The 13,463-nt window shown below is 71.0% G+C and carries 10 protein-coding genes; 9 read left to right on the forward strand and 1 reads right to left on the reverse strand.

Annotation, left to right across the window (positions count from 1 at the left end):
- Window positions 1–88: 88 nt before the first annotated feature.
- Genes argS through thrB form a run of 5 tightly spaced genes read left to right on the forward strand, consistent with a single transcriptional unit; the run spans window position 89 to window position 6,543 of the window.
- Complete coding sequence (argS, locus tag AC3DEV_RS08170; protein ID WP_206472378.1) at window positions 89–1,741, forward strand: arginine--tRNA ligase; 1,653 nt, start codon at window positions 89–91, stop codon at window positions 1,739–1,741.
- Complete coding sequence (gene lysA / locus AC3DEV_RS08175; protein ID WP_120283607.1) at window positions 1,738–3,156, forward strand: diaminopimelate decarboxylase; 1,419 nt, start codon at window positions 1,738–1,740, stop codon at window positions 3,154–3,156. The genes argS and lysA overlap by 4 nt, the downstream gene beginning before the upstream one ends.
- Window positions 3,153–4,505 carry a homoserine dehydrogenase gene (locus tag AC3DEV_RS08180; protein WP_067718363.1) on the forward strand — a complete coding sequence of 451 codons (1,353 nt, stop codon included), beginning with the start codon at window positions 3,153–3,155 and terminating at the stop codon, window positions 4,503–4,505. Before lysA ends, AC3DEV_RS08180 begins: the two co-directional genes overlap by 4 nt.
- Complete coding sequence (gene thrC, locus AC3DEV_RS08185; protein WP_069389615.1) at window positions 4,502–5,584, forward strand: threonine synthase; 1,083 nt, start codon at window positions 4,502–4,504, stop codon at window positions 5,582–5,584. The genes AC3DEV_RS08180 and thrC overlap by 4 nt, the downstream gene beginning before the upstream one ends.
- The gene (thrB, locus tag AC3DEV_RS08190; RefSeq protein WP_096905249.1) at window positions 5,581–6,543 is read left to right on the forward strand and encodes a homoserine kinase; all 963 of its coding nucleotides are present in this window, start codon (window positions 5,581–5,583) and stop codon (window positions 6,541–6,543) included. The genes thrC and thrB overlap by 4 nt, the downstream gene beginning before the upstream one ends.
- A gap of 64 nt (window positions 6,544–6,607) precedes the next feature.
- Here thrB and AC3DEV_RS08195 read toward each other — a convergent pair whose 3' ends face one another.
- Window positions 6,608–8,269, reverse strand: a complete 1,662-nt coding sequence (locus AC3DEV_RS08195) for a long-chain-fatty-acid--CoA ligase (protein WP_335672206.1) — start codon at window positions 8,267–8,269, stop codon at window positions 6,608–6,610.
- Between the two features lie 433 nt (window positions 8,270–8,702).
- Here AC3DEV_RS08195 and rho point away from each other — a divergent pair, with 433 nt between their 5' ends.
- From rho to AC3DEV_RS08215, 4 genes are read left to right on the forward strand one after another with little or no spacing between them, the layout of a single operon-like run.
- Window positions 8,703–10,742, forward strand: a complete 2,040-nt coding sequence (rho, locus tag AC3DEV_RS08200) for a transcription termination factor Rho (RefSeq protein WP_488371782.1) — start codon at window positions 8,703–8,705, stop codon at window positions 10,740–10,742.
- Entirely contained in the window at window positions 10,739–11,824 is a 1,086-nt protein-coding gene (gene prfA, locus AC3DEV_RS08205; protein WP_488371783.1) for a peptide chain release factor 1, read from the forward strand. The genes rho and prfA overlap by 4 nt, the downstream gene beginning before the upstream one ends.
- A 3-nt stretch (window positions 11,825–11,827) precedes the next feature.
- Window positions 11,828–12,811, forward strand: coding sequence for a peptide chain release factor N(5)-glutamine methyltransferase (gene prmC, locus AC3DEV_RS08210; RefSeq protein ID WP_488371784.1), 984 nt, complete (start codon window positions 11,828–11,830; stop codon window positions 12,809–12,811).
- A complete protein-coding gene (locus AC3DEV_RS08215) occupies window positions 12,808–13,461 on the forward strand; it encodes an L-threonylcarbamoyladenylate synthase (RefSeq protein ID WP_067718348.1) in 654 nt (217 codons plus the stop codon). Before prmC ends, AC3DEV_RS08215 begins: the two co-directional genes overlap by 4 nt.
- The last annotated feature ends 2 nt before the right edge of the window (window positions 13,462–13,463 follow it).

Here is a 13,463-nt window from a genome sequence, read left to right on the forward strand (position 1 = left end):
CCGCATCGGGCCCGTCGGGGCTCGGACGGGTCGCCCGGACAGACGTCCGATTCCCCCCGCGACGTGCCGACACCTAGGATAGGAAGACGTGACTCCCGCCGATCTCGCCGCCGTCATCCGCGCAGCCCTCATCTCCGTTCTCGCCGACCGCGGGGCCGACACGTCGGTCGTTCCGGAGTCGGTGACGGTGGAGCGGCCGCGCAACCCCGAGCACGGGGACTACGCGACGAACATCGCTCTCCAACTGGCCAAGAAGGTCGGGTCGGCCCCTCGCGAGCTGGCGCAGGATCTCGCGACCGCGCTGGTGGCCGACCCGGGCGTGGCCTCGGCCGAGATCGCCGGACCGGGGTTCCTCAACATCCGTCTCGATTCCGGGGCCCAGGGCTCGCTCGTCGCCACCGTGCTCTCCGCGGGCGAGGAGTACGGCAACGGGGACGCGATGGCCGGCCGGCGGGTGAACCTGGAGTTCGTCTCCGCGAACCCCACCGGGCCCATCCACCTGGGCGGTACACGCTGGGCGGCGGTCGGTGACGCCCTCGGCCGTGTGCTCGAGGCCTCCGGCGCAGCGGTCACGCGTGAGTACTACTTCAACGACCACGGGGCGCAGATCGACCGCTTCAGCCGTTCGCTGGCCGCGGCTGCCCGCGGCGAGGCGACCCCCGAGGACGGCTACGCGGGGGCGTACATCCAGGACATCGCGTCGAATGTGGTCGCCGAGCACCCGGACGTGCTGGAGCAGCCGGAGTCCGAGGCCCTCGAGACGTTCCGAGCGGTCGGCGTGGACCTGATGTTCTCCCACATCAAGAACTCGCTGGCCGAGTTCGGAACCGTCTTCGATGTCTACACCCACGAGAACTCGATGTTCACCTCCGGTGCGGTGGACCGCGCGATCGAGACGCTCAAGGGCAACGGGAACCTCTACGAATCCGAGGGCGCCTGGTGGCTCCGGTCGACCGCGTTCGGTGACGACAAGGACCGCGTGGTTCTCAAGTCCGACGGCGACGCCGCCTACATCGCCGGCGACATCGCCTACTTCCTGGACAAGCGCGAACGCGGCTTCGACCTGTGCATCTACATGCTGGGAGCCGACCACCACGGGTACATCGCCCGGCTCAAGGCCGCCGCAGCGGCCCTGGGCGATGACCCGGCGACGATCGAGGTGCTCATCGGTCAGATGGTCAACCTCGTCAGGGACGGCGCCCCGATCAAGATGAGCAAGCGGGCGGGAACCGTCATCACGCTCGACGACCTCGTCGACGCCATCGGCGTCGATGCCGCGCGGTACGCGCTGATCCGGTCCTCGGTCGACCAGACGATGGACATCGACCTGGCGCTGTGGACGTCGGCGACGAACGACAACCCCGTCTTCTACGTGCAGTACGCGCACGCCCGTCTCTGCTCCCTGGCGCGCAACGCCGCCGATCTGGGGGTCACCCCCGAGGGTGCGGACCTGGCGCTGCTCACCGAGGACCGGGAGGGTGCGCTCATCCGCACCATCGGTGAATTCCCCCGGGTCGTCGCCAGCGCCGCGGACCTGCGCGAGCCCCACCGTATCGCGCGCTACCTCGAGGAGTTGGCCGCCGCCTATCACCGCTTCTACGACACCTGTCGTGTGCTGCCGATGGGTGACGAGGAGCCGGGCCCGCTGCACGCCGCCCGGTTCGCGTTGAGTACGGCGACCCGACAGACCCTCGCGAACGGCCTCCGCCTGATCGGCGTCAGCGCACCGGAGAAGATGTGAGCGCCCACCCCGCCGGGGCCCGGCACGAGGTCCCGCACGCGCCGGGGATCGGTGAGCGGCCCGCCGACGCGAACGACATCATGGCACTGGCGCCCTCCGTGTGGCCACGCGGTGCCGACCGGCGCGACGACGGAGTCGTGGAGTTCGCGGGTGTCACCGCGGGCGAGCTCGCCGCGGAGTTCGGTACGCCGCTGTTCGTGATCGACGAGGACGATTTCCGCTCCCGGTGCCGCGAGATGGCGGAGGCGTTCGGCGGGGCGGACCGCGTGCACTACGCATCCAAGGCGTTCCTGACCACGGAGACCGCTCGCTGGGTCGCCGAGGAGGGGCTGGGGCTGGACGTCGCCTCGGGCGGCGAGCTCGCGATCGCGCTGAGGGCCGGGTTCCCGCCCGAACGGATCACCGTCCACGGAAACAACAAGTCAGCGGACGAGCTGCGCCTGGCCGTCCGCAGTGGCGTCGCCCACGTCGTGATCGACGCGATGTCGGAGATCGAGATGCTCGACCGGATCGCCGGCGAGGAGGGCGTCGTCCAGGACGTGTTCATCCGGGTCACGGTCGGCGTCGAGGCCCACACCCACGAGTTCATCGCGACCGCCCACGAGGACCAGAAGTTCGGCTTCTCGCTCGCGGGCGGTGCGGCGATGCAGGCCGTCCGCGCGGTGTTCGACGCGCCGAACATCCGGCTGACCGGGCTGCACAGTCACATCGGGTCCCAGATCTTCGACATCGACGGGTTCGAACTCGCGGCGCGACGGGTGATCGGACTGCTGCGCGAGATCGTCGACGAGTTCGGCGCCGAGCGGACAGCTCAGCTCGACCACCTCGATCTCGGCGGCGGTCTCGGCATCAGCTACGTCTCGTCGGATGATCCGCCGCCGGTGGCCCAGTTGGCGGCGTCCCTGCGGGAGATCGTCGAGGGTTTCGCCCGGGATGCCGGGCTCGTCCCGCCGACGCTGGTCGTCGAGCCCGGTCGTGCCATCGCCGGCCCGGGCACGGTCACGCTGTACGAGGTGGGCGTGGTCAAGGACGTCGAGCTCGCGGGCGGGGAGAACCGGCGCTACATCAGTGTCGACGGCGGGATGAGTGACAACATCCGCACGGCCCTGTACGACGCCGTCTACGACGCCCGGCTGGTGGGACGCTCGTCAGACGCCGAGCCAGTGGTGTCCAGGCTGGTCGGCAAACACTGCGAGAGCGGCGACGTGGTGGTGCGCGACCTGTGGATGCCGGAGGACGTGGGTGGCGGTGACCTGGTGGCCGTCGCGGCCACGGGCGCATACTGCTACTCCATGTCGAGCCGATACAACATGATCGGGCGACCCGCCGTGGTGGCGGTGCGCGACGGGCGGGCACGATTGGTGCTGCGCCGTGAGACCCTGGACGATCTGACGAGCCTGGAGGTGGGACAGTGAGCGACGCAAGCGCGTCAGGCGTGCGACCCGTGGGGGTGGCGGTGCTCGGGATGGGCACCGTCGGATCCGAAGTCATCCGCTACATGACCGAGAACGCCGACGCACTGGCGGCCCGCATCGGCGCGCCCCTGGCCCTCCGCGGCGTGGCGGTGCGCGATCTAACCAAGGATCGCGGGCTCGATCCGGACCTGCTCACCGCGGACCCGTCGTCGTTGGTCGCGCGCGACGACGTCGACGTCGTCGTGGAGCTCATGGGCGGCATCGACGTGCCGCGTCCGCTCCTCCTCGAGGCGCTGCGCCACGGCAAGGCCGTGGTGACGGCCAACAAGGCACTGCTCGCGGAGTACACGGACGAACTGGCGGCGGTGGCCGACTCCACGCACACCGATCTGTACTTCGAGGCGGCCGTGGCCGGTGCCATCCCGGTGATCGGCCCGCTGCGCCGATCGATGGCCGGCGACCAGGTGGAGCGCGTGCTGGGGATCGTCAACGGCACCACCAACTACATCCTGTCGGAGATGGGTTCGACCGGGGCCGACTACTCGGAGACCCTCGCGGAGGCCTCCCGTCTCGGGTACGCCGAGGCCGACCCCACGGCCGATGTCGAGGGGTATGACGCGGCCGCCAAGGCCGCCATCCTCGCGTCGATCGCGTTCCACAGCCGCGTCACCGCCGGGGATGTCTACCGCGAGGGCATCTCGCGGATCTCGCCGGACGACTTCGAGTCGGCCCGCGACATGGACTGCACCATCAAGCTGCTCGCCATCTGCGAGAAGCTCACCCAGTCGGACGGGTCCGAGGCCGTGTCGGCGCGCGTGTACCCGGCGCTGCTGCCCAACACCCACCCGCTCGCCACGGTGAACGGGGCGTTCAACGCCGTCGTCGTCGAGGCGGAGGCCGCCGGTCGACTCATGTTCTACGGTCAGGGTGCGGGAGGTTCCCCGACCGCCTCCGCGGTCCTGGGCGACATGGTCGCCGCCGCCCGCAACAAGGTCGGTGCGGGTCGCGCCCCGGGGGAGTCGACGTACGCCGCTCTTCCGGTCGCCTCGATGGACGAGATCTCGACGCGCTATCACGTGCGCATGCGGGTCGCCGACAAGCCGGGCGTGCTCGCCCTCGTCGCCGCCGAGTTCTCGCGGCACGGCGTCTCCATCGCACAGGTGCGACAGACCGAGGTCGAACTGCCGGAGACCGAGCTCGACGATGTCGAGCCCTCCGCGGAGCTCACCGTCCTGACCCACCGGGCGTCGGAGCGCGCGCTCTCCGACACCGTGGCAGCACTGTCGGATCAGGACGCCGTCACGGCCATCACCAGCGTCATCCGTCTCGAGGGAGTGGACACCGAATGAGCAACACCCACCAGCCCGTGCACAGCCGGTGGCCCGGCCTCATCGAGGCCTACCGCGACCGACTCCCGATCGGGGACGACTGGGAGCCGGTGACGCTCTACGAGGGCGGGACCCCGCTCATTCGCGCGACCCACCTGTCCGCCGTGACGGGTTGCGAGGTGTACCTCAAGGTCGAGGGCCTCAACCCGACCGGATCCTTCAAGGACCGGGGCATGACGATGGCGGTGACGGATGCCAAGGCTCGCGGCCAGAAGGCCGTCCTCTGCGCGTCGACTGGCAACACGTCCGCATCGGCGGCCGCCTATGCCACCCGTGCCGGGATGGAGTGCGCCGTGCTCATCCCGCAGGGCAAGATCGCCGCCGGCAAGCTCGCCCAGGCCGTGATGCACGGGGCCACCATCATCCAGGTCGACGGCAACTTCGACGACTGCCTGGAGTTGGCCCGCAAGACCACCGCCACCTACGCCGAGATCGGGTTGGTCAACTCGGTCAACCCGGTCCGGATCGAGGGACAGAAGACGGCGGCGTTCGAGATCGTCGATGTTCTCGGGCGCGCCCCCGACCTGCACTTCCTGCCCGTCGGCAACGCGGGCAACATCACCGCGTACTGGAAGGGTTACACCGAGTACCACGCCGACGGGATCATCTCGTCCCGTCCGCGGATGATGGGTGTGCAGGCCGCCGGCGCCGCACCGCTGGTCGACGGCGCCCCGGTCAAGAACCCCGAGACCATCGCCACCGCCATCCGGATCGGCTCCCCGGCGTCGTGGGACGGCGCGGTGACCGCCCGCGACGAGTCCGGGGGGACGTTCCGCAAGCGCACCGACGAGCAGATCCTCGAGGCGTACCGCATGGTCGCCGGCAAGGATGCCGTCTATGTCGAGCCCGCCTCCGCGGCCTCGGTGGCGGGGTTGCTCGACGCGCACGCGGGCGGTGAGCTGGAGGCGGGACAGACCATCGTGTGCACCGTGACCGGCAACGGACTCAAGGACCCGGACACCGCTCTGCTGGGGATGCCCGAGGTCGAGGCCATCCCGGTGGATCCGTCGGCCGTCGCCGGCGCCCTCGGCCTGCAGTGAGCGAGGTGAGCGGTCCCGGCCCGGAGGTCTTCGGCAGCTCGGGTGGGCACATCCTGCCGGTCGGGCGCACGGTCACGATCGAGGTACCGGCGTCCAGCGCGAACCTCGGGCCGGGTTTCGACGCTCTCGGGGTGGCCCTGGGGCTGTACGACACGATCACGGTGACCACGATCGACTCCGGCCTCGAGCTGGAGGTGTCGGGGGAGGGCGCCGGTCAGGTTCCCGAGGACGCCTCGCACCTGGTGGCCAAGGCCGTCGAGGCCGGGCTGCGTGCCGGTGGCGTGGGTGTGCCGGGCGTACGGATCTCCTGCCGGAACGCGATCCCGCACTCCCGCGGTCTCGGGTCGTCGGCGTCCGCCGCGGTCGGCGGACTGGTCGCGGCGAACGGTCTGATGGGCGGGGTGCTGACGAACGACCACCTGGTCCAGCTCTCGAGCGAGTTCGAGGGCCACCCGGACAACGCGGCGGCCAGTGTCCTCGGCGGGGTCGTGGTGTCGTGGACGGAGCGCTCGGCGACCGGCGTGCACTACCGCGCGGTCCGCATGGAGGTCGATCCCTCGATCGTCGCCACCGTGCTGGTGCCGTCCGAGACGTCGTCGACCGCGCAGACCCGCGGCCTGCTCCCGGCCACCGTCCCGCACGAGGACGCGGCCTTCAACGCGAGCCGCGCCGCGCTGATGTCGGTCGCGCTCGCGGCCCATCCGGAGTTCCTGCTGGCCGCGACCGAGGATCGGCTCCACCAGTCCTACCGGGCCCCGGCCCTGGTCGGCACCACCGAGTGGGTCACCAGACTGCGTGAGCGGGGTCTCGCGGCGACGGTCTCCGGCGCCGGCCCGACCGTGCTGGTGTTGGGCACCGACGGGTTGCCGACCGACCTGCGCGCCGATGCCGAGGCGCAGGGATGGACGGTGCTGGACCTGCAGATCGCGGACGGTGCCCGGGTCGTGGCCGGAGACTGACACCCGGTCGGGCGACGCCCCGTCCGATCGGTAGAGCGTCCCTTCGAGACCCCGTCGGAGGGATTCAGTCGGACGCCTCCGGGGCGATCGTCGTGATCTCGTAGTCGCCCGCGGCGTGGCGCGCCCGGATCCTGATCTTGTCGAACTTTCCGACCGTGGTCTGCGGGATGTGGTCGACGAAAGCCCAGTGATCCGGGCGCTTCCAGTTCTCCACGACGCCCTCGAGACCCTCCCAGAGGGCGCGGGCGGACGCGGTCGCCCCGGTCTTGAGCTGGACCAGGACGAGCGGCCGGTTGCCCCAGCGTTCGTCCGGGACACCGACCACGGCCACCTCTGCGACCCGGTCGTCGAGCAGGACCGCGTGTTCGAGTTCGACCGTCGAGATCAGTTCACCGCCGGAGGCGATGATGTCGTCGACCCGGTCCACCACGTCGAGGTAGCCCTTGGGGGAGATGCTGGCCACGTCCCCGGTGCGTAGCCATCCGTCGACGAAGCGATCGGAGGCCTCGTCGCCGAGGTAGCGGGCCGTCACCCACGGGCCGCGGATCTGGAGTTCGCCGACGGACCACCCGTCGTTGTGCTGGACCCGGCCGCCGTCCACGATGCGTGCCTTCACTCCGGCGGGGAACCGTCCCTGACCGAGCATCTGTGCGCGTCGCCGGGTCGCGGAGGAGTGGGGGTCGGGTCGCGCGAACGTCGCGATGGGGCTGGACTCGGTGAGTCCGTAGGCCTGCATGATCGTGACCCCGTGACGCTCGACGAACGCGTCGAACAGGGCCTCGGGGACGGGTGATCCGCCGACGAGGACCTCGCTGAGATGCGCGATCGATTGCGGATGGTTCTCCAGCCGCCGGAGTAGCCGTTGGAGGGTGGCCGGTGTGGTGGCCATCTTGTTCGGCCTGTATGTGCGCAGCAGGTCGGCCATGTCGTGGCCGGTGGTGAGCACCCGGCCGGGCCGTGGTCGCGCGGTGACGAGGCCGGCGCCGGTCATGAAGGCGGCGTACGGCAGCCCCCAGGACATGACGTGGTACATCGGCACGGTGGTCAGGACGGTGTCGCCGCTGCGCAGGGCCGCGCTCTCGGCCATGGACATCTGCATGGAGTGCAGCCAGATGGACCGGTGGGTGTAGGCGACGCCCTTGGACGCGCCGGTGGTGCCGGAGGTGTAGGCGATCGCCGCGGCGGAGCGTTCATCGAGGTCGGGCCACGGGTAGGCGGTGGGTTGGCCGTCGAGGAGGGTCTCGAGGGCGTGGACGTCGGCATCGAGCTCGCCGAGGTCTGGGGGTACCTGACCGTCGACGACGACGAGGTGGCGCAGCGAATCGAGCTGCGCGGCCACCGGGAGTGCCGAGGAGAGCAGCTCCGGGTCGACGAGTACGACCGACACCCGGTTGTCGCTCAGGACGGAGAGCATGAACTCCCGCGAGCGGAGGACGTTCACCGGGAGGGCGACCGCGCCCATCGCGGGGAGGGCGAACATCGCCTCGACGACCTCGGTGCGGCTGCCGGACAGGATGCCCACCACATCGCCGGGTCGTACCCCGAGCCCGGCGAGGGCGTGCGCGGTGGCGGCCGCGCGGGAGGCCAGCACGTCGTATCGCACCGGACGGGGTTCCAGGTCGCCGACGAATCCGGTGACAGTGGACCCACCGTGTCGTTCCGCCGCGTGCTCGAGGATCCGGGACACGAGCAGTGGCGTGTCCAGCATCGTTCCGAGCACGGTCACCTCCGGGGTCGTGTGGCCCTTGTCGTGTGCTGTACGTTACCGCCCGCAGCCGACGCGGTGAGCGCCAGTCGCGACTCGCGGAAGGGGGACCTGCGCGCGATCGGCCACAGAGTAGTATGCTTGCACCCAGCCACGGGCGCCCGGTCGTCCCAGCATTCCGAGTCAATCCTCGCAGCACCCTCCGCACTAGGTCGGTGTGGTGTGGATCGGACCCGGTGGGACAGGCCGATCGGCGAGTGGCGTACAGGGATCCCCACTATCGAGCGGTTCTCCCCTCACGAGGATCCCCCTCAGACGAAAGATCCGTGTCCGGCCACGTTGCCGCCACGGAAGGCCCCAGCGGCCACCCCGGGACGCCGAGTCCGCTTCCCGGACACCTGCTCGATGCGAGGCGGCGTACACCGCCCCGGCCCCGGGCCCAGAAAGGATCCCCGTGACCTCGACGGACACCACTTCCACGCCAGCACAGGGTGCCTCGCTGTCGGCGATGCGCCTGAACGACCTCAAGTCGCTGGCCCAGCAGATGGGCCTCAAAGGCCTGTCGGGTAAGCGCAAGGGCGACCTCGTCGCGATGATCGAGGGCGCCCGGGGTGGCAGGCCCGCCCCGAAGGCCGCGCCCGCCCCGAAAACCGAACCCGCGGTGGCCGACGAGCCCGCGGCGAAGGCCGAGTCGGCTCCGGAGAAGACGCCGGACCGCGATGAGGCGTCTGCACGAGACGAGGCGTCTGCACGGAGCGGGGCGCCCGCCCCGCAGACCGAGTCCGGCCGACGGGATCGTGGCGACAGGGCCGGGGGCGGTGCGGAGAACCCCCGGGGCGGGTCGGACGAATCCGACTCCGGTGGCCAGGGCGACCGGCCCCGCCGCGAGGACGGCAACCGCGGTGGCGGGCAGCGCCAGGGGCGTAACCAGCAGAACCGGGACCAGCAGGGCGGACGCGGTCGTGACCAGCAGGGCGGCGGTAACGACCAGGGCAACCAGGGCGGCAACCGGGGCCAGCAGGGCGGCGGTAACGACCAGGGCGGCAACCGGGGCCAGCAGGGCGGCAACCGGGGCCAGCAGGGCGGCCGCAGCGACCAGGGCAACCAGGGCGGCAATCGCGATCAGCAGGGCGGCCGCAACGACCAGTCCGACCAGGGCGGCGACAACGGCCCCCGCGGTGACGGGCAGAACCGTGATGACGACGGAGGGGGCCGCGGCCGTCGCAGCCGCCGCCGTCGCGAGCGCAATCGCGGTGGCGGCCGCCCGGTCGAGGGTGAGACCGAGGTGCGGGAGGACGACGTCCTCCAGCCGGTCGCGGGCATCCTCGACGTGCTGGACAACTACGCGTTCGTCCGCACGTCCGGCTACCTCGCGGGACCCAACGACGTGTACGTCTCCATGAACATGATCCGTCGTCACGGACTGCGTCGCGGTGACGCGATCACCGGCGCGGTGAAGATGCCCCGCGACGGCCAGAACGACGGCCAGGGCGGCGGCCAGGGCGGCGGCGGGGGCCAGGGTGGCGGCAAGAACCGTCAGAAGTTCAACCCGCTGGTTCGCATCGACACCGTCAACGGTGGCCCGGTGGACCAGGTTCGCAACCGCCCGGACTTCGCGAAGCTCACCCCGCTGTACCCCAACCAGCGACTGCGCCTCGAGACCGAGAAGAACATCATCTCGACCCGCGTGATCGACCTGATCATGCCGATCGGCAAGGGGCAGCGCGCGCTGATCGTCTCCCCGCCCAAGGCCGGTAAGACCACGATCCTGCAGAACATCGCCAACTCGATCGCGGTCAACAACCCGGAGTGCCACCTCATGGTCGTCCTCGTCGACGAGCGGCCGGAGGAGGTCACCGACATGCAGCGTTCGGTGAAGGGCGAGGTCATCGCCTCGACTTTCGACCGTCCGCCGTCGGACCACACGCAGGTCGCGGAGCTCGCGATCGAGCGGGCCAAGCGTCTGGTGGAGATGGGGCAGGACGTCGTCGTCCTCCTCGACTCCATCACGCGACTCGGCCGCGCCTACAACAACTCCTCGCCCGCCTCGGGTCGCATCCTGTCCGGCGGCGTCGACTCCACGGCCCTGTACCCGCCCAAGCGGTTCCTCGGCGCGGCGCGCAACATCGAGAACGGTGGATCGTTGACGATCATCTCCACCGCGATGGTGGAGACCGGCTCGGCCGGCGACACGGTGATCTTCGAGGAGTTCAAGGGCACCGGCAACGCCGAGCTCAAACTGGACCGTCGCATCGCCGAGCGGCGGGTGTTCCCCGCGGTCGACGTGGGACCCTCGGGGACGCGCAAGGAAGAGCTGCTCATGACCCCCGAGGAAGCCGGGATCATGCACAAGTTGCGCCGCGTGCTCTCGGGGCTGGACTCCCACCAGGCCATCGACCTGCTCATGTCGCAGTTGCGCAAGACCAACAACAACTACGAATTCCTGCTGCAGGTGGCCAAGACGACGCCCACCCTGCCGCAGGACGAGGAGTGAGCGGGAACGAGGGACGGTCGCCGTCCTCGATCGACGACGTCCTGGCCGAGTACGGGGGCCTCGAGACGCAGTTGTCCGACCCCGCTCTGCACGAGGACGCCACCGCCGCCCGCCGGGTGGGCAAACGCTTCGCCGAGCTCACCCCGATCGTGCAGTGTCACCGGGCGTTGGTGTCCACGCGCGAGGACGCCGCGGCGGCGCGGGAGCTGGCCGACGACGACTCCTCGTTCGCCGGGGAGGCCGAGGAGCTGGAGGCTGAGGCGGCCGAGCTCGAGACCCGCTTGGCCGACCTGCTGGCGCCCCGCGACCCACACGATGCGGACGACGTGGTCATGGAGATCAAGTCGGGGGAGGGCGGCGAGGAGTCCGCACTGTTCGCCGCCGACCTCGCCCGCATGTACACGCGGTACGCCGAGAAACACGGATGGGTGATCGAGGTCCTCGGCCTCACGGAGTCCGACCTCGGCGGGTACAAGGACGCGACCTTCTCCATCCGGGCTCGCCAACCGTCTCGCGACGGGGTGTGGTCCCGCCTCAAGTTCGAGGGCGGGGTGCACCGGGTCCAGCGGGTGCCGGTCACCGAGTCCCAGGGCCGGGTCCACACCTCGGCCGCGGGCGTGTTCGTCTACCCGGAGCCCGAGGACGTGGGTCCGGTCGAGATCGACGAGTCCGACCTGCGCATCGACGTCTACCGCTCATCCGGCAAGGGCGGGCAGGGCGTCAACACCACCGACTCCGCGGTGCGGATCACCCACCTGCCCACCGGCACGGTCGTCACGTGTCAGAACGAACGCAGTCAACTGCAGAACAAGCAACGCGCGCTACAGGTGCTCGCGGCGCGACTCCAGGCCGCCGCCGAGGAGGCCGCCAACGCCGAGGCGTCTGAGGGCCGGGCCACCCAGGTCCGCACCGTCGACCGGTCGGAGCGCATCCGCACCTACAACTTCCCGGAGAACCGCATCGCCGACCACCGGGTGGGTTTCAAGGCGCACAACCTCGACGCGGTGCTCGACGGGGACCTCGACGCGGTGCTCGACGCCCTCGCCACCGAGGAGCGGCGGCGACGAATGGAAGAGGCCTAGTCCGTGAACCCGCGCCCGGCCGGGGTGACCGGGGTCGTGCGCTCGGCCGCGCAGGCGCTCGGTGCGGCGGGCGTCGACTCCGCGCACGTCGAGGCCCAGCTCATCTGTGCGCACGTGCTCGGCATCGACCGCACCCGGCTCATGCTCGCCGACGACCTCGACGCCGCCGCGGTGAGCGAGGTCGAGCGTATCGTCGCCGCCCGCGCCCGCGACCGGACCCCCCTGCAGTACCTGCTCGGCCGCGCGGTCTCCGGACGGCTCGAGTTGGCCGTCGGGCCGGGGGTGTTCATCCCGCGACCGGAGACCGAGTTGCTGGTCGAGTCGACGCTCGCGGCCCTGCCCGCACCGGGCCCCGGCCCCGGCCCGGTCGTGGTGGACCTCTGCGCCGGCAGCGGCACCCTCGCGTTGGAGATCGCCCACGCCCGGCCCGACGCCCGCGTCCACGCCGTCGAACTGTACGAGGCCGCGCTGGAGTGGCTGCGCCGCAACGCCGCCGAGCGCGCCGCCGCCGGGGACACCCCGATCGAGGTCCACCACGCCGACGCCACCGACGCGGACGTCCTCTCGCACCTGCGGGGCAGCGCCGCCGCCGTGGTGTCCAACCCCCCGTACGTCCCGGTCACCGATGATCTCCCCGCCGACGTCCTCGCGCACGAGCCGGCGACGGCGCTGTTCGGGGGACGGGACGGCCTCGTCGTCGTCACCCCCCTCGTCGGCGTGGCCGCCGCCCTCCTCGTCCCGGGAGGGCACCTCGCCGTCGAGCACGACGACACCACCGGCGCCGCGGTCGCCGCGGTCGTGGCCGCGCAGGGGGGCTTCGGTACCGTGGAGCAGCACACCGACCTCGCCGGCCGACCGCGATTCGTCACCGCGACGCGACTCGACGCGGGCCACGACGACACACACGACGACGACCACGACGACGACGACGACAACGACGACGACGACAAGGTCGACACGACAGTCCGGAAGGGGACCACCCGGTGACCATCACCTACGACTGCACCGAGGACACCGGCCGCGAGGTCGGTCTCAGTTCCGCTGCCGGCGCCCTGCGCTCGGGCCGGCTGGTCGTGACCCCCACCGACACGCTCTACGGCATCGCCGCCGATGCCTTCGACCCGGACGCGGTGGTCTCGCTGCTGTCCGCCAAGCGCCGTGGCCCGGACATGCCGGTGCCGGTCCTGGTCGGCTCGTGGGAGACCATCGACGGCCTCGTCGTGAGCACCCCGGCCGCCGCCCGCGACCTCATCCGCGCCTTCTGGCCGGGGGGCTTGAGTCTCATCGTGCACCAGGCACCGTCCCTGGGCTGGGACCTCGGCCAGACCCGCGGCACGGTCATGCTCCGGATGCCGCTGCACCCCGTCGCCATCGAACTCCTGCGCGAGGTCGGCCCGCTCGCGGTGTCCAGTGCCAACGTCTCCGGTCAACCGCCGGCCACCACCGTGGCCCAGGCCCGGGAGCAGCTCGGCGACTCGGTGGCCGTGTACCTCGACGGCGGCCCGTGTGCGATCGGCCAGCCCTCGACGATCGTCGACCTCACCGGGCCCGGTCCGCGCATCGTCCGCGAGGGCGCGGTGACCGCCGAGCGCGTGGGAGAGGTCCTCGGCGTCGACCCCGCGGTCCTGCGCGGCTGAAC

Source organism: Dietzia sp. IBK-p2-15D, from assembly GCF_057773105.1.